The following is an 18,528-nucleotide window of genomic DNA, read 5'->3' on the forward strand; positions in this document are numbered from 1 at the left end:
GAGGAGGACGACGTTACCCGGGCTCAGGGTTGCCTCATGCGTGTGCCCCCACCCGGACGGATCCGGGCGGGGGCACAGAGCTGGAAGGCGAGGCTCCGCCGTGGAGGGGGCCCGGGGGCGAGCCCCCGGACCGGACACTTCCACGGCACCCCCGTTCGGGGAAGCCCGGCGGCCTAGTACCAGCTGTTGGCCTGCCAGAAGTCCCAGGCGCCGCACGGGCTGCCGTAGCGGCTGTCCATGTAGCTGAGACCCCACTTGATCTGGGTGGCCGGGTTGGTGCGCCAGTCGGCGCCGGCCGAGGCCATCTTGTAGCCGGGCAGCGCCTGCACCAGACCGTAGGCGCCCGAGGAGGCGTTGGTGGCCTGGTAGTTCCAGCCGCTCTCGTTGTTCACGATGTGCGAGAAGCACTGGAACTGCGAGGCGTCGCCGATGATCTGCTGAGCCATCGCCTGGATGCCCGACACGGAGTAGTCACCGCTGCTCAACACCGACAGCGAGTCACGCGAGTCGCTGCGGCTGGCGGACTGCTGCGCGTCGTGCTCCGCCTTGGCCTTGGCCGCTGCCGCGTCGGCGGCGGCCTTCTTCTTGGCAGCGTCCGCGGCGGCCTGCTTGCGGGCGTTCTCCGCGGCCTGCTGCTTGGCGGCTGCGTCCGCGGCGGCCTGCTGCGTCTGGGCCTGCTCGGTGAGCGAGGCAGCCTGAACGGTGGCCTGCTGACCGGCGTCGATGTTGTCCAGCGCCGTGGTGTCGGCGACAGGCTGCATGGCGGCGGCCGTCGGCTCGCTGCCGGAGGCGACGCCGACGACCGCACCCACGGTGGTGACCGCGGTGGCGGACGCTACGGCGATTCCCCGGACGGAGATCCGGCTCACTCGGTTTCCTTCCAGCATCGCCCGCGTGGTGACCGCGCGGACGCAATCGTGCCCCTGACGCTGGCCTCCCCTTGGTTCGGACCTTTCGGCCCGACTGGTCACGGGAGGCGCTGGCCCGGTGCGATCCCCGGTACTTGGGGTCCGCGTGGTGCTGGGCGGCTTACGGCGCAACGCTGTTCAGTTCTGAGGTTCCCCATCACTGGGGGTGTAGGAGTGCCGTAAGCGGGGCCTGACAGCCTCACACCCTGCCCGACGGCGACGCGCCAAGGCAATTCTCCGTTGCGTGGCAAACGTCACACCAGGTTTGGACCTGCGATTTCACGGAAATCTCGGCGCGTCGCACCCGGGCACGACTAGGCTGCTGCGCCCTCGTTGGGCGCAGCAGCCCCAGAAGTAGTGCCGTTTCCCGTTGTAGCCAGGTGATTTCGGGCGCATTCGCCCCCGAACCCCCGTCAGATGTGGACATCCTCCAGCATCTCGGTCACCAGTGCCGCGATCGGGGAGCGTTCGGAACGAGTCAGGGTGACATGGGCGAACAGCGGATGTCCCTTCAACTTCTCGACAACCGCGACCACCCCGTCATACCGCCCGACGCGCAGGTTGTCCCGTTGCGCCACGTCATGGGTGAGAACCACGCGCGAACCAGCGCCAATACGGGACAGAACGGTCAACAGGACGTTGCGTTCGAGTGATTGGGCCTCGTCCACGATGACGAACGCGTCGTGCAGCGAGCGACCGCGGATGTGGGTGAGCGGCAGCACCTCCAACATCCCGCGCTCCACGACCTCCTCGATCACATCCGCCGAGGTGACCGCGCCAAGGGTGTCGAAGACCGCCTGGGCCCAGGGGCTCATCTTCTCCGACTCGTTGCCCGGTAGATAGCCCAGCTCCTGTCCGCCGACCGCGTACAGCGGGCGGAACACCATCACCTTGCGGTGCTGCCGCCGTTCGAGCACCGCCTCAAGCCCCGCGCACAGCGCCAGCGCCGACTTGCCGGTGCCGGCCCGGCCGCCCAGCGAGACGATGCCGACGTCCGGGTCGAGCAGCAGGTCGAGGGCGATGCGCTGCTCGGCGCTGCGGCCGTGCAGCCCGAACGCCTCGCGGTCGCCGCGTACCAGCCGTACCCGGCCGTCCTCGGTGACCCGGCCGAGCGCCTTGCCGCGTTCCGACTGGAGCACCAGACCGGTGTGCACCGGCAGTTCGGCCGCGAGGGGGAGCGCGACCGGCTCGTCGGTGAACAGCGCGTCGATGTCGTCGGCGGCCACCTGGAGTTCCGCCATTCCGGTCCAGCCGGAGGTGATGGCCAGTTCCGCCCGGTACTCCTCGGCCAACAGGCCCACCGAGGACGCCTTCACGCGCAGCGGAAGGTCCTTGGAGACGACGGTGACGTCGTACCCCTCGGCCTGGAGGTTGCGGGCGACCGCCAGGATGCGCGAGTCGTTGTCGCCGAACCGGCCGCCCGCCGTCTGGGGGAGCATGCCGGGCGGCAGTATGGCGGGGTCCGAGTGGTTGAGCTCGACCCTGAGCGTTCCGCCGAGGTCGCCGATCGGGATGGGGGCGTCCAGTCGCCCGTGCCTGATCCGGTACTCATCGAGCAGCCGCAGCGCCTGGCGGGCGAAGTAGCCGAGCTCGGGGTGGTGGCGCTTGGCCTCCAACTCGGTCACCACGACGACCGGGAGCACCACTTCGTGCTCGTCGAACCGTGTGATGGCGTTGGGGTCAGCCAGCAGCACGCTGGTGTCGAGAACATAGGTGCGCCGGTCGTGCTCCCGGCGGTTCTTGCTGGTCACCACGGGTGGACGAACCCCCTCGGGAAGGGTTGGGTGCGACGGCGCCGCAGGCATCGCGTGCGTCGCGCGGTACTGGGCCGGGGACGGCCACGGGGGCCGGACCACGACCCTCCGTCATGACGCGGCCGCTGCCGTCTGCTGACAGCACGTCCGTGCGCAAGGGGCCTCCCGGGCGGGCGGCACCCTGCCACCCGCTTCTTCCGACGCCCGTGGCTCGGGTGTCGGCCTGAAGGGGGTATTCCCTCGAAGGTGGTCGCCTATACGCCTCCCGCGTGGGGGTTTACGGCGCGGGGCTCCGTGTCTCCTCAGGAGGGTCACAGATTCCACCTTTTGGCGGCACATCCCCCAACCACCCTCTTGGGGCAAGCACGGGGGCCTGCCCGTACTGGGAAAGCGCCCCCGGCGACGGTCAGTTGCCGTATCGCCTGTGCCGCGCGGCGTAGTCCCGCAGTGCGCGCAGGAAGTCCACCTTGCGGAGCGCGGGCCAGAAGACCTCGCAGAAGTAGTACTCCGAATGGGCGCTCTGCCAGAGCATGAATCCGGACAGCCGCTGTTCGCCGGAGGTGCGCAGGATCAGGTCGGGGTCGGGCTGACCCCGGGTGTAGAGGTGCTCGGCGATGTGCTCCACGTCGAGGATCTCCGCGAGGTCCTCGATGGACGTGCCGCGCCCGGCGTGTTCGAGCAGCAGCGATCGCACCGCGTCGGCGATCTCCTGCCGTCCGCCGTAGCCGACGGCGACGTTGACCAGCAGCCCGTCCAGCCCGTCGGTGGCCTGCTCGGCCTCCTTCAGCACGCCCTGCATCCGGGCGGGCAGCAGGTCGAGCTGGCCGACGTGGTGCACCCGCCAGCGGCCGGTGGCGGCCAGGTCGGTCACCGCGCCCTCGATGATGCCGAGCAGCGGGTTGAGTTCCTCGGCCGGACGGTTGAGGTTGTCGGTGGACAGCAGCCACAGGGTGACCACCTCGACACCGGTCTCCTCGCACCAGCCGAGCAGTTCGGCGATCTTGTCGGCGCCCGCCTGGTGGCCCTGCTCCGTGGTGCCGCCCGCGGCCCGCGCCCAGCGCCGGTTGCCGTCCAGGATCACGCCGATGTGCTTGGGCACCTGCCGCTGGTCCAGGTGGGACTCGACCCGATGCGCGTAGAGACCGTAGACCAGGTCCCGCAGCCGCAGGTCGCGCAGTCTCATTTCCAGCCCCTCGAACCCTCAAACCCTAACGACGTCCCGTCTCGCCACCATACTGCGGTGAGCCGGGCGACTACGACCCGGGTGCACGCGGCAACTGGCGGCCACCGGCGCGTCCCCTCCCGTCATACCGCGGTGCGCGCCCGGTACGCCGCCGGGTCACGCCGCCGTGATAAGGAGAGGCGCATGAACGTACGCTCCCCCTACCGCGCCGCCGACGAGCGCTACGAGTCCATGGAGTACCGGCGTACCGGCCGTAGCGGGCTGAAGCTGCCCGCCGTCTCCCTCGGTCTGTGGCACAACTTCGGCGACGACCGCACCCTGGACTTGCAGCGCGCGATCCTGCGCCGCGCGTTCGACCTGGGCGTCACCCACTTCGATCTGGCCAACAACTACGGGCCGCCGTACGGCGCCGCGGAGGCCAACTTCGGCAAGCTACTGTCCCAGGACTTCCGCCCGTACCGTGATGAACTGGTCATCTCCACCAAGGCCGGTTACGACATGTGGCCGGGGCCGTACGGCGAATGGGGGTCGCGCAAGTATCTGACGGCCAGTCTCGACCAGTCGCTGAAGCGGATGGGCCTGGAGTACGTCGACATCTTCTACTCGCACCGGTTCGACCCGGACACCCCGCTGGAGGAGACCATGGGCGCGCTGGCGTCCGCGGTCCACCAGGGCAAGGCCCTGTACGTCGGCGTCTCCTCCTACAGTGCGGCGCGCACCGTGGACGCGGCGCTGCTGCTGCGCGAGATGGGGGTGCCCGCGCTGATCCACCAGCCGTCGTACTCGATGATCAACCGGTGGATCGAGGACGACGGGCTGCTGGACGCCCTGGAGGCGGAGGGCATGGGCTGCATCGCCTTCGCACCGCTGGCGCAGGGCATGCTGACCGACCGCTACCTGCACGGCATTCCGCAGGGCTCACGGGCCAGCCAGGGCAAGTCGCTCGACCCCCAGCTGCTGACCGACGAGGTGGTGGCGCGGCTGCGCGGGCTGAACGGGATCGCCCAGCGGCGCGGCCAGTCGCTGGCCCAGCTCGCGCTCAGCTGGGTGCTGCGCGACCAGCGGATGACCTCGGCGCTGGTCGGGGCGTCCAGCGTCGCGCAGTTGGAGTCCAACGTGGCCGCGGTGGGCGCTCCCCCGCTGACCGACGAGGAACTGGCCGAGATCGACTCGCTGGCCAAGGTCGCCGGCGACGTCAACATCTGGCACCGCAGCAGCGAGGCGTAGTCCTGTCCCGGCACCACCGCGGCGGCGCGGCTCGGCGCGGGCCTCAGCCCGCGCCGAGCAGTACCCCCGCGAGTGCGCCGACCAGCATGAACGGTCCGAAGGCGATCGTCGTCCGCCGGTCGGCGCGCCGGGTGGCGAGCAGCACCAGACCGGTCACGCCGCCGAGCGCGAACCCCAGGAACGTTCCGACGAACAGCACCGGCCACCCGTACCAGCCCAGCACCAGCCCCAGTGTGGGCGCCAGCTTCACGTCGCCCAGGCCCATGCCGGCCGGATTGGCCAGCAGCAGTACGAAGTAGCCCGCGCCCAGCACCAGACCGCCGAGCAGGGCCCGCGGCCAGGACCCGGTATGACCGGGAAGCAGCGCCGCCGCGCCCAGCAGCAGCACCGTCCCGGCGGCGGCCGGAACCGTCAGCACGTCCGGCAGCCGCCGTACCGCGAGGTCCACCCTGGCCAGCAGCACGGCCAGCGGCACCAGCAGCAGCCACACCGCCAACTCCGGCCGTACGCCGGCGCGTTGGGCGAGCATCGCGCAGATCACGGCGGCCAGTACGGCGGGCCAGCCGTCGCGCACCGTCGACGGCGGCCCTATCCAGCCGCGCCACCCCGGCCGTTCACCGGGCCGACGTTCCTGACCCGGCCGCACCGCGAGCCGGTGCGCGGCGCGCGGCACGGCGGCACCGGACGCCAGCCCCCACAGGGCGGCGGTGGCGACGAGAAGTGCGTGCACCCGGCAGACGCTACCGGGATCAGCCCTTGAGGAGGTTGCCCTTGCCGATGGTGCCGACCTGGATGCTGTTGGCGATCCGGTTCATCGTGTCGAGGGTGAGGTCGGAGGTAGTACCGCTGATCCTGACCTGCACCGGCTTGCCCTTGGCGTTGCGCGCGGTGATGTCCAGGACGCGCAGCCTGGGGCTGTCCAGGCTCGGGCGGTAGGTGTAGCTGACCTGGGCGGCGGGCTTGCCGCCGAGCTTGAAGTCGGCGCTGTTCTTGACCTTCACGCCCACGGGCCGCTGCAGCTTGGCGTCGGACAGCACCTGGACCACGCCGACCTGCTCACCGTCCTGCTTCCACACGGCGGAGGCCAGCACGCCCTTGGGCAGTCCGCTGGCGGGGAGCGCCTTCCAGTCCTTGGGGACGGCGAAGGCGATGCCCTGCGCGTTGACATACGTCCAGCCGTCCGGCGCGCCACGGCCCACACCGCAGCCCACCGCTGCCGAGCCGAGCAGCAGCACGGCACCCACGGCACCGAGGGCTCTGCCCCACCGCTTGGTTGAGCCGACCGAGCTGTTCACACTCACCCTCACACAGGCATCCGGAGCGCGGTACGACCATTCGCGCAGATCTCCACCGTATCCGTCCTAACGTTACCCGCGGAGACGCGCGAACCACGGGTGCGAACGGGCGCCGCGACAGCGGGAACACCAGCGCGGCGGGCATCCCGCCACGTTCGGTGCGCCAACGTTTCCGCTGCTCGCGCCCGATGCGCCCGGCGAGCACCGGAGCACGGCGGCGGCGCCGCGGTGCTCCACCGTCCCGTACCGCCGTGTCCTAATCGCAACGAGTGGATGAAGCCGACGGCGACGGGAGGCGACGCGGGGACGATCCGGCCTGTGACGGCCGCCACAGTGCGAGCACAGAAAACGGGCCGATCCGCGGGGTGGGTTGCGGATCGGCCCGAGGGGGGGACTTTCACTGTAGCGCGCTCCGGTCCTCTTGGCGGCCCTCCGACACCGGATTAGGGGGATGGCCGGTTCTGACGGGGCCGGAAGGGGGCGAAGCGGGGGGATGACGGAACGGACGCGGATTGACGCGGTTGGCGCGGGGAGGATCGCGATGGGACGACGGTGGCGCGACGGGGCCGGCACTTTGCGGGTGGTCGGCGCTGACGGCGGGCCGGTCCGCCTGGAGATCGCGGCCTCGTACCGCGCCCGCACCCGCGGACTGCTGGGCCGGGACGGCATCGAGGGCGCGCTGCTGCTCACCCCGGCGAGCGGGGTGCACACCTTCCGGATGGGTTTCCCGATCGACGTCGCCTACCTCGACCGGGGCCTGCGGGTGCTGGCGGTGCGCACCATGCCGCCGGGGCGCCTCGGGCTGCCCCGGCCGCGCTCCCGGCACGTGCTGGAAGCGGCGGCCGGTGCGCTCGCCGGGTGGGGGGTGCGGCCCGGTGCGGTACTGGAGATCGAGGGCTGACGGTCAGCCCTGCGCCTTGGGGAAGGTGATCTCCACCCGGCGGTTCTTGCGGCGCCCGTCCTCGGTGGAGTTGTCGGCGATGGGGAAGTCCTCGGCGTATCCGCGCACGTCGAACTGGATGCCGCCGTCGGCCGTCAGGTCCTGGGCGAGCACGGTGTAGACCGCCTCGGCGCGCTGCTTGGACAGTTCGAGGCCGTGCTCGTGCGAGCCGAGGTTGTCGGTGAAGCCGAAGACCTGCACCGTCCTGGCGTTCTGCCGGGTGATCTCGTCCGCGATGGCCTGGACGCGGGAGCGGGCGTCCGCGCCGAGCGCGGAGCTGTCCTTGTCGAACAGCACCTCGGACTGGAGGGAGAACGTCACGTCGGCGGGCGTGTCGGAGCGCCGCTCGTCCCCGTTGGAGTCCTCCACCACGGTCTTGATGTCCAGCACCTTGGCTGCGGCGAGGGTGGCGCCCGGCATCAGCTTCAGCCCGGGCGCGTGCGGGTCCACCTGGGCCGACGGCGCCGACGACGCGGACGGCAGCGGCTCGGCGGACGGGGAGTCGGCGCGGGCGGGCGAGCCGCCGAGGCCGCTGGCGGCGGTGAACAGCAGGGCCGCGGCGGTGGCGGTGACGAGGTGCTTCATCTCGGCCGTCCTCACTGCGAGATCACGATGGACGCGGTGGGGAGGGTCGGCAGGTCGAAGTCCACCTGTGTGGTGGTCGCGGGCGGCGCCGGGAACTGCGCGAAGACCGGCATGGTGGCGCCGGGCTGGATGATGTCCAGCCCGGTGGAGCACAGGCAGCGGCCCTCGGTGTCGCGCAGCACGTAGTAGCGCTTCTTGCCGAGGGTGTCGACCAGGGTGGCGCCGGCCAACGAGCCGCCGTTCTTCTGGAGTTCCTCCTCGTCGCCGCGCCAGGAGCCCGCCTGGCTGAACGGCTGGCTGCCGGTGTTCTTCACGGTGCCGGTGACGGTGACGAAGCCGCCGGTCTCCCGCTTGGCCGAGTTGATGGTCAGCACGATGCCGTCCGGCCCCTTGATGGTGGCGAGCACCTGGGTGGGATCCTGCGGCGCGGCGGGGGCACCGCTCGCGGTGCCGGCGGGACCGGTCGAGGAAGTGGCCGACGCGGTCTGGGACTTGGCGCCACCGCTGCCGCACCCGGCCAGGGCGAGGGCCAGCGCGGCGGCGAGTACCGCCGCGGTCGCACGAGAGCCGGTGCGCTTCGTCTGCCCAGTCCTCATATGCCGTTCCTTCGGTCGTCCGGTGTGTGCGGGGTCAGCGGGTCAGATGGACGGAGAACAGCTCCGCCGCGGACGGAAAGAGCGTGAGGTTCGACGGGTCGACCACCCAGTTCCGCCCGTCGCACAGCAGCGTGCCCGGCGACGGCGTACCGCTGGGCGACGGAGTCGGCCCCACCGGAGGGCCGGGCGGAGGCGTGGGCGTCGGGGCCGGGCTTGCCGGAGGACTTGCCGAAGTCGTGGGCGAGGCGCCCTGCCACTGGCACAGCGGCTCGATCGCGGCGGTCGCGTCGGCGTGTGCCGTCCGGCTCTCGGTACCGGGCACCACCGAGGTGCCGACGGTGTAGTTGGTCTCGACGGAGGCGGTGTAGCCGTTCAGTCCGCCGTCGGTGCGCACCGGGCGGCAGTCGGTGGTGTGCGCCTTGTTGGCGGCGGCGAAGGAGTCGGCCTGCTGGCACGGGTCGTCCCGTACGACGAGCAACTGCCCGCCCAGCAGGGCGCCGAGGTCGTCGAGCCGCCCGGAGCGGAAGGCGGCGAGCAGCGCGTCGCGCAGTTGGGCGCGGGTGTCCTGGGCGGCGGCGAGCGCCGCGGCGTCGGCGGCGGTCTGCGCGCCGTTCCTGGTGGCCGCTGCCTGGCCGACCGCGAAGTACGCGAACGCGAGCAGGAGCAGGGCGCCGATCACCGTGAGGTAGACGGGCAGGGCCTGCCCCCGGTCGCGTCGGGCGCCGGTCGGGCCGGGCCGCATTCCTACTTGGTGACCTTGGCGATCTCCGAGGTGATCGCGTTGTAGATGGTCTGGCCGATGTTGGTGCCCAGGATCGCGGCGACGATCAGCACCACCACGCCGATGATCCCCAGGTACTCCACCGAGGTCTGCCCCCGGTCCGAGCGGGACCTGATCGCGGCGACCGCGGTGTCCCTCCAGCCGCTGACCCGGATCCGGGTGGCGGTGACCGCCTTGAGCCCGAGGTTCTTCGGCACGTTGACCCCTTCCAGCGACGGGTGCGACGCGCGCACGGTACGGCGCCGCGCCGGTACCGCCCAAGGGTCCTGGGGCCCAATCACGGGCCCAGTCAACGGATTTCACGCCGTCGCGGTCAGCCATGGCGCACCGGTCCCCGTACGGTCCCGAGCCATACGGCGATGGCCTGGCTGCGGTTGTCGGCGTGCAGTTTGGCGAAGATCCGGTTGATGTGGTTCTTCACCGTCTTCTCGCTGATGAAACAGGCCGCGGCGATCTGGTGGTTGGTCATCCCACCCGCGATCAGCTCCATGACCTCTTCCTCCCGTTGGCTGAGCCCGTACTGGGCCCGGTCCACCCCGGTGCCCATCGACTGTGCCATATCTGGTTGCAGTTGCAAAGGGGCGTATTGCGATTGCAAAGATCGCGCCGGGGTGCGCGCCCTGGTGTGGGCCATGAGCGAGGTCGCCGCCGACGTGGTCAGACAGGCACGGCCCTCGCTGATGTCCCGTACCGCGCACACCAGTTGCTCGACGGTGAACTCGCCGTGCACCAGATAGCCGCCCGCGCCACCGCACACCGCGGCCCGCACCACCTCGTCCTCCCGGCTGTACGTCAGCATCAGCACCGGTGCGATCGGCACCAGACGCGGTAGCGCCGCCAGGCCGTCCAGTACCGGCATCCGCACGTCGAGCAGCACCACGTCGGGCCGGTGCTCGGCCGCCGCCGCGCACGCCTGGCGGCCGTCCGCCGCCTCGGCCACCACCTCGATGCCGTCCTGTGCCGCCAGCAGCGCCGCCAACCCGGCCCGCACCACCGGGTTGTCATCGGCGACCAGCACCCGCACCGTGCTCATGGCGCCCCCCTGGGTCGTTCCGGTACCGGCGCATCCGCTGCGTCGAGCGGGAGTTCCAGCCGAACCTCGGTGCCGCCACCGGTCTCACCGGTGCCGATACGCAGCCGCGCGCCGATCGCGGCGGCCCGCTCGACCATGCCCACCACCCCGAAGTGCCCCTTGCTGCGCAGCGTTTCCAGCGTGGTACCGGGCGGCAGGCCGCGACCGTCATCGGTCACGCTGACCCGCAGAAGCAGCCGGTCCACGATGCCGACGGTCACCTCGACACGGCTGGCGCCCGAGTGCCGGTGCGCGTTCTCCAGCGCCTCGGCGACAACGCCGAGCAGCTGGCGGACGACCGGCCGCGGAACGGACGGCAGCGGGGCATCGCCCAGCCTGTTGAGCCGGACGGGAAGTCGGGTACGGGCCCGGAAGGCGTCCAGTTGGACCGCGAGCTCGTCGGCGAGCGGCGCCGCCAACTCGTCCGGGCTGCTGCGCAGTTCGCCGAGCAGTTCCCGGGATTCGGTCGCCGCGCGGCGGGCGGCCCTGGCGATCAGCTCGGCCTGCTCGCGCACCGCGCCCGGGTCCAGCCGGTCGGCGCGGGCGGCCAGCGCCTCGGCGGCCATGGTGACCCCGTGCAGCGTCTTCGCCACCGAGTCGTGCATCTCCCGGGCCAGCCGGGCCCGTTCGGCGACAGCGGTCTCGGTGACCGCCAGCCGGTAGCGGGTCTCGGTGAGCGCCCTGGTCGCCTCGCCGAAGCCGAGCACCAGCCGACGCAGGCTCACCCCCGCCACGCCGAAGACCACGCAGAAGCCGGACAGCAGCAGCGAGTTGGCGACCGTGGCGTGCTCACGCACGTCGACCGAGGCGGCACCGGCCACCACCAGCACCTGGATGGTGGTGAACAGCGCCGAGCCGCGCCAGCCGTAGACCAGACCGGCGAGCAGCGGTGTGCTGACCGTGACGTACGCCAGCGGGCTCTCGGTCGTGCCGACGGTCAGCAGCACCGCGGCGAACAGCGTGTCCACCGCCAGCAGCGCCGGATGCCGCAGCAGTAGCGGGCCGAACCGCTCCCAGTCGCGGAACAGGACGTACGCCCCCATGAACGTGATGACCACGGCGGAACCGGCGATCCAGGCGGTCGGCCCGGGCGCCACCCCGAGCAGGGCGATCGGCGCCGCGAGGGCCAGCACCGCCAGCCGGAAGCCGAAGACCTGGCGGCACAGCGCCTGGAGGGCGGATATCTGCAACGTCATAGCCGGGTTGACCGGGGTCGCGGCCGTGCGCTCAACCGGCACGCGGGCCCGTACGCGTACCGGCCGTAACCCGCCGAAGACCCGCACCGCGTCGCCCGATCCGGTCATTTGCCCAGCACCTGTCCGAAGCTCACGTTGTTGCCCAGGAACAGCACGGCGAGCAGCAGGATCATCGTCGCCGGAACCATGAACGTGGTGATCACCACCGTTGACTTGGGCACCGCGCGGGCCGCCCGGCGGCGGGCGTTCTGCGCGTCGGTGCGGCGCATGTCCTTGGCGATCTGGATCAACGTGTCGGCGATCGGCGCGCCCAGTTCCTCGCCCTGCTGCAGGGCGGTGGTGAACTGGGCGACCTCTTCGGAGTCGTTGCGCCTGCGCAGCTCGTCGAAGGCCTGGCGCCGGCTGACCCCCATGTCCATCTGGTGCAGGGTGATCCGGATCTCGTCGGCCCACGGCCCCTGGTAGTTGTCGGCCACCCGCTCCAGCGCCTGGCGGAAACCGAGCCCCGCGCTGACCACCACCGCGAGGACGTCGAGGAAGTCCGGAAGGGTGCGCTCGATCTCGTCCCTGCGCTGCCGGATCGCCAGCCGGATGCCGACGTCCGTCCACCACACGCCGAACGCGAACAGCACCAGGGTGAGGATCCACTGGCCTTTGAGCAGCAGGACCAGCCCGCCGCCGAAACCCAGGAGCCCGTAGACCGCGCGCCGGGCCGCGTAGCGGTCGACGGTCAGGCCGCCGGGGTTCCCGGCGAGGTCGAGCCTGCGGCGCAGCCGGGCCACCCGTAGCGGTCCCATCAGCCGCAGCACGGTGGGCGCGTAGCGCATGCCGAGCCGGTCGATCACCGAACCCACGGCGGTGGTGCGGGTCGCGCCCACCTCAAGGGCGAGGGCGAGGTCGTCGGGGAGCCGGGCCGGGCGGCGGTAGAGCGCGACGCCGCACCCGGCGCCCACGACGGCGAGTCCGCTCAGCGCGGCCAGCAGCAGGGCCGTCAACTGGCCCTCCCGGCCGCTCGGTTGGGGTGCCTAGACATCGATCTTCGCCATCCTCCGGATCAGCAGGAATCCGACCCCGTACAGCACCATCGACACGATCACCGCCAACTGGCCGAGGAACCTGCCGGTCATGGCGTCCAGCGAGCCGGGCGCCATCCGGTTCATCAGCAGCAACGTGCCGAGGCCGATCGCCGGCACGGCGTAGGAGGTGATGGTGACCTGGCTGAGCGTGGTGCGCACCTCACGCCGGGTCTCCTTGCGCTCCTCCAACGTCGTGGTCAGGTTGCGCAGTGACTCCACCAGGGTGCCGCCCGCGCGGCTGGAAAGCACCAGTGTGGTGACGAGTACCGCCAACTCCCTTGACGGCAGGCGCTCCTTGAGGTCGTTCAGCGCGTCCTCCAGCGGATGGCCGACGGCCAGCGCGTCCGCCACCCGGGTCAGCTCCTCGCCGGCCGGGGAGTCCAGCTCGTCGGCGGCCATGCCGATGGCGGTGCGCAGCGCCAGCCCCGCCTGGGACCCGTTGGCCAGCAGGCGGGAGAGTTCCGGCAGCTGCCCGATGAACCGTTCGATCCGCTTCTGCCGCCGCCAGGCGAGAAAGGCGTACGCGGACCACACCGCGACCGCCCCGGCGATCGGCCCGAAGAACGGTGCGAGGGCCGTGGCCGCCAGCAGCCACAAGCCCACCACCGCGGCGGCGAGGCAGAGGCTGAACTCGCCCGCGCTGACGCCGAGCCCGGTAGCGGCGAGCCGCCGCTCAAGCCACCGCCCGCCCCGGGTCCGCCGCACGGCCGCGTCAAGCCCGGCGAACCGCACGCGCCGCGCGACAACGGCCTCTTCCTGTGCGGTGAGCCGCTCGATGACCGCCCGCCGCGCGGCCCGCCCGGCCGCCCACGCGTGCAGGCCCCACACGCCCAGCGCGCAGGCGCTCAGCGCACCCCCGAGGACTACCCATCTGATCAGGGGGGTTTGGAGGGCGGAGCCCCCCAGGGAAAGAACGCTCATCCCTGCACGCTCCTGACCGTCAGGTGGTCCTCCGCCGTCGCGACGCCGAACGCGGGTGGGATCGCCTCACCGGCGAGGTGCAGGCGGTCCGCCACCCGCCGCGGCAGCGGGAAGTGGCTGAAGCGGCCGCGGACCACCCGGTCCGCGGCCATCGGCTCGGCCTGGAAGCGGGAGACCGTCGCGAGCTGGTAGGCCTCCCGCGAGCGGGACCCCAGCATGGCGATCTCGGTGACCCGCCGCGCTCCGTCGGGGCTGCGGGTGAGCTGGACGATCACGTCCACCGCGCTGTTGATCTGGTCCCGCAGGGCCTCGAACGGGACCTTCACCTCGCTCATCGACGCCAGTGTCTGCAACCGCATCAGCGCGTCCTCCGCCGAGTTGGCGTGCACGGTGGCCAGCGAACCGTCATGCCCGGTGGACATCGCCTGGAGCATGTCCAGGGTCTCCCCGCCGCGCACCTCACCGACGATGATCCGATCCGGCCGCATCCGCAGCGAGTTGCGCACCAGGTCGCGAATGGTGATCTGGCCCTTGCCCTCCACGTTCGGCGGACGGCTCTCCAACCGGATCACATGCTCCTGCTGGAGCTGGAGCTCCGCCGCGTCCTCCACGGTGATGATCCGCTCTCCGCCCGGGATCAGCCCGGACAGCGCGTTGAGCAGCGTCGTCTTGCCCGAGCCGGTGGCGCCGGAGACGATCACGTTGAACCTGGCGCTGACCAGCCCGGACAGCAGCAGAACCATCTGCTCGTCCAGCGAGCCGAGTTCGAGCAGTTCGCCCAGCGTGTAGCTGCGCGGGAAGCGGCGAATGGTCAGGGTGGGCCCGGTCAGCGACAGCGGCGGGATGATGACGTTGACCCGCTCGCCGGACGGCAGCCGCGCGTCCACCATGGGGTTGGACTCGTCCACCCGCCGGTTGACGGTCGACACGATGCGCTCGATGGTCTGCATCAACTGCTCGGTGCTGGCGAACCGCGCGCCCACCAGCTCCACCCGCCCGGCCCGCTCCACGTACACCTGGTCCGGGCCGTTGACCATGATCTCGGTGATGGAGGCGTCCTCCAGCAGCGGCTCCAGCACACCGAGGCCGAGCGCCTCGTCCACCACGCGCCGGATCAGCGAGGTCCGCTCCCGGGTGGACAGCACCGGCCCCTCACGGCTGATGATGTGCCCCAGCACCCGTTCGAGCCGGGACCGCCGCTCGGCCATCGCCAGCGCCGACATCTCCGCGAGGTCGATCTCCTCCAGCAGCTTCGCCCGGTAGACGGCGATGAGTTGGGCCTCCTGGTGCCGACCGCCGTTCTCCTCGGGCACCGCGATCCGGGCTCGCAGACTGCTCATGGCGCACCGTCCCTGGGCATGGTGGCGCTGCGCGTCACCGGACCGAACAGGCTGACCCCGGGGAACACCGACGGGATCGGGATGGTGGCGGTGGCCTGGACCGCGTCACCACCGTCCGAGACCGCGACGTGCGTGCCGCCGCGCAACCAACCGCTGACCGCCGTCGTGCCCGCGCCCGGATCGTCGGTACGCGCCGCGGTACGGGCGGCCGTTCCGGCCTGCGTGCCCACGTAGGCGACCAGCCCCAGCTGTACGCCCGCCAGCGCGACCAGCAGCAGGATCGGCAGGAAGCCGAGGAACTCGATGGACGCCGAGCCGCGGTCCGCTCCGCGCCGCCTCATCGCCGCTGCTCCCGCGCCGCGCCGGACTCACCGTTGACGGTGAGCGCCGGAAGGTCGAGGAACCCGGGCACCAGCATCGGGACGTGCAGCGCGACCCGGGCGGTCACCACGTTCGAGCCGGTGGCCACCGAGGTCGTGACGCCGTCCGACCAGGCCCCCGGCAGATCCCGTTGCGCGGCGGTCTGCGGGTCGGCGCCGACGGCCGCGGCGCGGGCGGCCTCGTCGGCGGCGTTTCCAGCGAGCGTGTAGGTGTAGCCCACCAGCACGAACTGCCAGACGAGCAGCAGCACGAGGAGGATCAGCGGGGTGATGCCGAGCAGTTCCACGCTGACCTGTCCCCGGTCCGGTAAGCGCGGTGCCTGGATCCTCACGTTCGACTCCCGCCGCTGGACGCCGTGTTGTCCGTGCCCCTGCCGATGGCGCGGCGTTCCGCGCGGCGGCCGAGCCGGTGCGGGGTGCGTTCGGCCGCCGCGGGGCCGCCTCGGCCCGCGTCGCCCACGATGCCCAGTTCGGCGGCGAGTGACCAGAGCGCCTGCTTGACGGTGCTGCGGCCGTCGAGTTCGTGCATTCGGCCGCTGTCCACCACCGACTGCAACTCCTTGAAGGCGGCCGGGACGGTGGACCTGGCGGCCCTGGTGCCGGTGATCCGCTCGATCAGCGCGGGTTGGATCTCGGTGTGCCGGGAGTACCGGTTGACCACCACGCAGGTGTCCTGCGGCTTGCGCACCTGGAGCCGGTCCCACAGCCGCACCATGCGCTTGGCCGCCCGTACCGCGACCACATCGGGGGTGGTGACCAGCAGCGCGGTGTCGGCCGCCTCGACGGCGACCGCGCTGGCGCCGCTCAGCTGGCTGCCGCAGTCGACCACCACGACGTCGTACCGGGCGCGCAGTGCGGTGACGATCTGCCGGGCGGCCCGGTCGGTGACCGCCTCGCCCTGTTCGCCCTCGGCGGGGCTGAGCAGCAGGGCGATCCCGCTGCTGTGAGTGAACATCGCGTCCGCCAGCACCCGTGCCGAGATGTCGTTGATCTCGGCGAGGTCGGCGATCGACCGGCGGAACCGCACGTCGAGGTAGGAGGCGATGTCCCCGGTCTGCAGGTCCATGTCGGCCAGCGCCACCGACCTGCCGGAGGCCCGGGCGGCCAGCGCCAGTTGGACGGCGGTGACGGTGGCGCCCACTCCGCCCTTCGCTCCGGAGACGGTGACCACCGTGCCGCCGGTGAACGTCTCCTCCCCCGCGCCCAGATGGCGGCGCACCCCGGTCGCCCAGGTGGCCGCGGTCTGCACCCGGGGGGCCAACTCGTCGTAGGACAGCGGCAGTGCGATCACTCCGCGCGCCCCCGCGTCCATCGCCGCCGAGTACAGCGCCGGGCCGTGGTCGGCGCACAGCAGCACCACGCCGACGGCCGGGAAGCGCAGCGCGACCTCCCGCACCAGTTCCAGTGCCGGAACCGGGCCTATGTCCTCGTGGACCAGTACCACCTCGGGCAGTTCCTCGACGCCGGAGGCGGCCAGCGAGCCCAGGGTGTTCAGCAGCGTGGTGGAGTCGGGCACCGCAGCCGCGGGTTCGGCGCCGGGCAGTTGGCTGAGCAGCGTGGCGGTGGCCCGGGCGGTGTCAGGGTCGGCGATGGCGGGGAGGATGCGCAGGTTCATGCCGGTCTCACTTGTCGCCTTCGAGGGTGTACGTCCGGTCGGCGGACGGGATGGAGGAGTCACTTCCGGGGGCGACGAGGGCCAGCCGGACATGGGTGGCGAAGGCCTCGGCGTAGGCGACGCGCTGGGCGTCCTCGGTGTCCAGGGCGAAGGTGATCGGCACCGCCTGGGTGCTGCGGCGGGCGTCGGGCTGGTCGCTGGTCTTGTTGATCGGGGTCTGGCTGCCGATCTTCAGTACCCGGGCGCCGGCGACGATGATCCGGGACTCGTTGTGCTGGTTCTGCCCGTTGGCGGGGAAGGTGGCGAAGATGTTGACGGTGTTCCCGGCGTGGATCTCGCCCGCCACCCCGGTCTCGGCGTCCACCATGATGGCGATCTCCTGTTCGCCGGACTTGAGTTGCGGCTGGTCGGAGAGCATGTCCCGTTGCAGCAGCGAGCCCTTGGCCAGTCCGGTGGCGGCGATCTTTCCGTTGATGGCGTTCAGGTCGGTGACCGCGGTCGGCGGCAGCCAGCGCTGCGGCATCGAGACCCTGTCGAACTGGTCGGCGGTCAGCGTCGAGTACGCGGCCACGTCCTGCCTCAGCTCATAGGCGAAGACCTCGGGACCGACCTTGGAATCCACATCGTTGACCAGTGCCAGCACCCCGAAGAAGGCCGTGAGGGCGCACAGGCCGGACAGCACGAGCAGGATGACGCCGCGCCGCTGACGTGAGTTCATCGACAGGACCAATCTCGTTGGGAGGTAAGGGGCGGAGTCGGCTTCAACCGGTGCGCCTCGTGTCCTGGTCGGCCGCGGGCGCGGGCCCGGCCTCGCAGAACGCGCAGCGGTCACCGACGAGTTCGAGGCCGCACCAGCGGCAGGGTTCGCGGTGTGCCGAGGACACCAGTTGGTACAGGACGCCGACGTCGGCGATGTACGCGGTGAACTCGGCGAGTTTGCCGGTGCCCCACCAGCGTGCGGACTGGGCGGGCAGCGGCACCTCGCACACGTACTGGCAGTTCCAGTCCTGGCCGAGTCTGCCGCGTACCCAGTCGTCGGTGAATCCGTGCGAGCCGAAGGCGAGATGGGTGGCGTAGTTGGGTCCTGGCAACCGCAGTGCGTCGGTGAGTGGCTCAAGCCGTGCCTCGGGGGTGGCGAGCACGGCGAACCGGGCGCCCGGCATCCAGGACTTCAGATGCGAGCCGAGGCCCACCTCGACCCGGTCGAGTCGGGCGACGCTGCCCAGTACCGCACCGGCGTGGAGGTAGTGGGCGAGCAGCCGGGCGGCCGAGGCGATCACCCCGGGCCCCAGGTCGTACTGGGCTATCTGCCGCAACTGGTGGGCGAGCAGCGCCAGGGCCAGCGGTGGCAGGTCGACCTCGACCAGCGCCATCCGGTCGCTCTCCAGCAGCGAACGTAACGAGTGCAGCCGTATCCGGTGCTCGGCCGGCAGCGACGCGGGCACCACCACGACGAGGTGCCCGACCGCCTCCAGCGCGGCCCAGGTCTCGGTCAGCGCCTGTTCCAGCGGCTGCCGACCGGGCGCGGGCAGCACGACGGCCGACGGGGAGTGCTGGGCGAGGGCAGGCAGCAGCATGTCCTCGCTGGTGACGCCGATGACGGTCGACATGGCCCGCGGACCCCCAGCCACTGCGGTTCCCACCTCTCAACGTGCGCAG

General features: G+C 71.5%; 21 protein-coding genes. 2 read left to right on the forward strand and 19 right to left on the reverse strand.

Annotation, left to right across the window (positions count from 1 at the left end; translation table 11 throughout):
* Positions 1-173: 173 nt before the first annotated feature.
* The 3 genes from P3G67_RS23175 to P3G67_RS23185 all read right to left on the reverse strand — a co-directional run bounded on the left by P3G67_RS23175 (position 174) and on the right by P3G67_RS23185 (position 3,830).
* Positions 174-869, reverse strand: coding sequence for an aggregation-promoting factor C-terminal-like domain-containing protein (locus tag P3G67_RS23175; protein ID WP_449343258.1), 696 nt, complete (start codon positions 867-869; stop codon positions 174-176).
* 452 nt (positions 870-1,321) lie between these two features.
* A complete protein-coding gene (locus P3G67_RS23180) occupies positions 1,322-2,662 on the reverse strand; it encodes a PhoH family protein (protein WP_276095182.1) in 1,341 nt (446 codons plus the stop codon).
* A 406-nt stretch (positions 2,663-3,068) separates the two neighbouring features.
* A complete protein-coding gene (locus P3G67_RS23185; RefSeq protein WP_269853900.1) occupies positions 3,069-3,830 on the reverse strand; it encodes an isoprenyl transferase in 762 nt (253 codons plus the stop codon).
* A gap of 198 nt (positions 3,831-4,028) precedes the next feature.
* Between P3G67_RS23185 and mgrA the strand changes: the two genes are divergently transcribed.
* The gene (mgrA, locus tag P3G67_RS23190; RefSeq protein WP_276095183.1) at positions 4,029-5,072 is read left to right on the forward strand and encodes an L-glyceraldehyde 3-phosphate reductase; all 1,044 of its coding nucleotides are present in this window, start codon (positions 4,029-4,031) and stop codon (positions 5,070-5,072) included.
* Between the two features lie 43 nt (positions 5,073-5,115).
* Here the strand turns inward: mgrA and P3G67_RS23195 are convergent, their stop codons facing one another.
* A complete protein-coding gene (locus tag P3G67_RS23195) occupies positions 5,116-5,802 on the reverse strand; it encodes a prepilin peptidase (protein ID WP_269853506.1) in 687 nt (228 codons plus the stop codon).
* A 19-nt stretch (positions 5,803-5,821) separates the two neighbouring features.
* Positions 5,822-6,373, reverse strand: coding sequence for a hypothetical protein (locus tag P3G67_RS23200; protein WP_276095184.1), 552 nt, complete (start codon positions 6,371-6,373; stop codon positions 5,822-5,824).
* Between the two features lie 535 nt (positions 6,374-6,908).
* Here P3G67_RS23200 and P3G67_RS23205 point away from each other — a divergent pair.
* A complete protein-coding gene (locus tag P3G67_RS23205; protein ID WP_269853508.1) occupies positions 6,909-7,268 on the forward strand; it encodes a DUF192 domain-containing protein in 360 nt (119 codons plus the stop codon).
* A 3-nt stretch (positions 7,269-7,271) separates the two neighbouring features.
* Here the strand turns inward: P3G67_RS23205 and P3G67_RS23210 are convergent, their stop codons facing one another.
* The 14 genes from P3G67_RS23210 to P3G67_RS23275 all read right to left on the reverse strand — a co-directional run bounded on the left by P3G67_RS23210 (position 7,272) and on the right by P3G67_RS23275 (position 18,479).
* Positions 7,272-7,892 carry an OmpA family protein gene (locus P3G67_RS23210; protein ID WP_276095185.1) on the reverse strand — a complete coding sequence of 207 codons (621 nt, stop codon included), beginning with the start codon at positions 7,890-7,892 and terminating at the stop codon, positions 7,272-7,274.
* A gap of 11 nt (positions 7,893-7,903) precedes the next feature.
* Positions 7,904-8,488: a hypothetical protein gene (locus P3G67_RS23215; RefSeq protein WP_269853510.1), complete on the reverse strand. Its 585-nt coding sequence runs from the start codon at positions 8,486-8,488 to the stop codon at positions 7,904-7,906.
* Between the two features lie 34 nt (positions 8,489-8,522).
* Entirely contained in the window at positions 8,523-9,230 is a 708-nt protein-coding gene (locus tag P3G67_RS23220) for a pilus assembly protein TadG-related protein (protein WP_276095186.1), read from the reverse strand.
* Between the two features lie 2 nt (positions 9,231-9,232).
* Positions 9,233-9,466, reverse strand: a complete 234-nt coding sequence (locus P3G67_RS23225; protein WP_276095187.1) for a hypothetical protein — start codon at positions 9,464-9,466, stop codon at positions 9,233-9,235.
* Between the two features lie 116 nt (positions 9,467-9,582).
* A complete protein-coding gene (locus tag P3G67_RS23230) occupies positions 9,583-10,302 on the reverse strand; it encodes a response regulator transcription factor (protein WP_276095188.1) in 720 nt (239 codons plus the stop codon).
* The gene (locus P3G67_RS23235; protein WP_313881066.1) at positions 10,299-11,645 is read right to left on the reverse strand and encodes a sensor histidine kinase; all 1,347 of its coding nucleotides are present in this window, start codon (positions 11,643-11,645) and stop codon (positions 10,299-10,301) included. Before P3G67_RS23235 ends, P3G67_RS23230 begins: the two co-directional genes overlap by 4 nt.
* Positions 11,642-12,532, reverse strand: a complete 891-nt coding sequence (locus P3G67_RS23240) for a DUF5936 domain-containing protein (protein WP_276095189.1) — start codon at positions 12,530-12,532, stop codon at positions 11,642-11,644. Before P3G67_RS23240 ends, P3G67_RS23235 begins: the two co-directional genes overlap by 4 nt.
* Positions 12,533-12,562: 30 nt before the next feature.
* Complete coding sequence (locus P3G67_RS23245) at positions 12,563-13,534, reverse strand: type II secretion system F family protein (protein WP_276095190.1); 972 nt, start codon at positions 13,532-13,534, stop codon at positions 12,563-12,565.
* Positions 13,531-14,874, reverse strand: a complete 1,344-nt coding sequence (locus P3G67_RS23250) for a CpaF family protein (protein WP_276095191.1) — start codon at positions 14,872-14,874, stop codon at positions 13,531-13,533. Before P3G67_RS23250 ends, P3G67_RS23245 begins: the two co-directional genes overlap by 4 nt.
* Positions 14,871-15,215 carry a TadE/TadG family type IV pilus assembly protein gene (locus tag P3G67_RS23255; RefSeq protein WP_276095192.1) on the reverse strand — a complete coding sequence of 115 codons (345 nt, stop codon included), beginning with the start codon at positions 15,213-15,215 and terminating at the stop codon, positions 14,871-14,873. Before P3G67_RS23255 ends, P3G67_RS23250 begins: the two co-directional genes overlap by 4 nt.
* Positions 15,212-15,586 carry a TadE/TadG family type IV pilus assembly protein gene (locus tag P3G67_RS23260; protein ID WP_276095193.1) on the reverse strand — a complete coding sequence of 125 codons (375 nt, stop codon included), beginning with the start codon at positions 15,584-15,586 and terminating at the stop codon, positions 15,212-15,214. Before P3G67_RS23260 ends, P3G67_RS23255 begins: the two co-directional genes overlap by 4 nt.
* On the reverse strand, positions 15,583-16,869 hold the full coding sequence (locus P3G67_RS23265; RefSeq protein ID WP_276095194.1) for an AAA family ATPase: 1,287 nt from the start codon (positions 16,867-16,869) through the stop codon (positions 15,583-15,585). Before P3G67_RS23265 ends, P3G67_RS23260 begins: the two co-directional genes overlap by 4 nt.
* A gap of 7 nt (positions 16,870-16,876) precedes the next feature.
* Positions 16,877-17,587 (reverse strand): Flp pilus assembly protein CpaB, encoded by a 711-nt coding sequence (cpaB, locus tag P3G67_RS23270; RefSeq protein ID WP_276095195.1) that lies wholly within the window; start codon positions 17,585-17,587, stop codon positions 16,877-16,879.
* Between the two features lie 43 nt (positions 17,588-17,630).
* Entirely contained in the window at positions 17,631-18,479 is an 849-nt protein-coding gene (locus tag P3G67_RS23275) for a hypothetical protein (RefSeq protein ID WP_276095196.1), read from the reverse strand.
* Positions 18,480-18,528: the final 49 nt, after the last annotated feature.

This window comes from Streptomyces silvisoli (assembly GCF_029269905.1).
GTDB lineage: Bacteria > Actinomycetota > Actinomycetes > Streptomycetales > Streptomycetaceae > Streptantibioticus_A > Streptantibioticus_A silvisoli_A.

What these genes read in the sequence shown, in the direction of transcription:
- mgrA (WP_276095183.1), top strand. Translation starts at nt 4,029, where the DNA reads ATGAACGTACGCTCCCCCTACCGCGCCGCCGACGAGCGCTACGAGTCC.
- P3G67_RS23205 (WP_269853508.1), top strand. Translation starts at nt 6,909, where the DNA reads ATGGGACGACGGTGGCGCGACGGGGCCGGCACTTTGCGGGTGGTCGGC.
- P3G67_RS23210 (WP_276095185.1), bottom strand. Translation starts at nt 7,892, where the DNA reads ATGAAGCACCTCGTCACCGCCACCGCCGCGGCCCTGCTGTTCACCGCC.
- P3G67_RS23215 (WP_269853510.1), bottom strand. Translation starts at nt 8,488, where the DNA reads ATGAGGACTGGGCAGACGAAGCGCACCGGCTCTCGTGCGACCGCGGCG.
- P3G67_RS23220 (WP_276095186.1), bottom strand. Translation starts at nt 9,230, where the DNA reads ATGCGGCCCGGCCCGACCGGCGCCCGACGCGACCGGGGGCAGGCCCTG.
- P3G67_RS23230 (WP_276095188.1), bottom strand. Translation starts at nt 10,302, where the DNA reads ATGAGCACGGTGCGGGTGCTGGTCGCCGATGACAACCCGGTGGTGCGG.
- P3G67_RS23235 (WP_313881066.1), bottom strand. Translation starts at nt 11,645, where the DNA reads ATGACCGGATCGGGCGACGCGGTGCGGGTCTTCGGCGGGTTACGGCCG.
- P3G67_RS23245 (WP_276095190.1), bottom strand. Translation starts at nt 13,534, where the DNA reads ATGAGCGTTCTTTCCCTGGGGGGCTCCGCCCTCCAAACCCCCCTGATC.
- P3G67_RS23250 (WP_276095191.1), bottom strand. Translation starts at nt 14,874, where the DNA reads ATGAGCAGTCTGCGAGCCCGGATCGCGGTGCCCGAGGAGAACGGCGGT.
- P3G67_RS23255 (WP_276095192.1), bottom strand. Translation starts at nt 15,215, where the DNA reads ATGAGGCGGCGCGGAGCGGACCGCGGCTCGGCGTCCATCGAGTTCCTC.
- P3G67_RS23265 (WP_276095194.1), bottom strand. Translation starts at nt 16,869, where the DNA reads ATGAACCTGCGCATCCTCCCCGCCATCGCCGACCCTGACACCGCCCGG.
- cpaB (WP_276095195.1), bottom strand. Translation starts at nt 17,587, where the DNA reads ATGAACTCACGTCAGCGGCGCGGCGTCATCCTGCTCGTGCTGTCCGGC.
- P3G67_RS23275 (WP_276095196.1), bottom strand. Translation starts at nt 18,479, where the DNA reads ATGTCGACCGTCATCGGCGTCACCAGCGAGGACATGCTGCTGCCTGCC.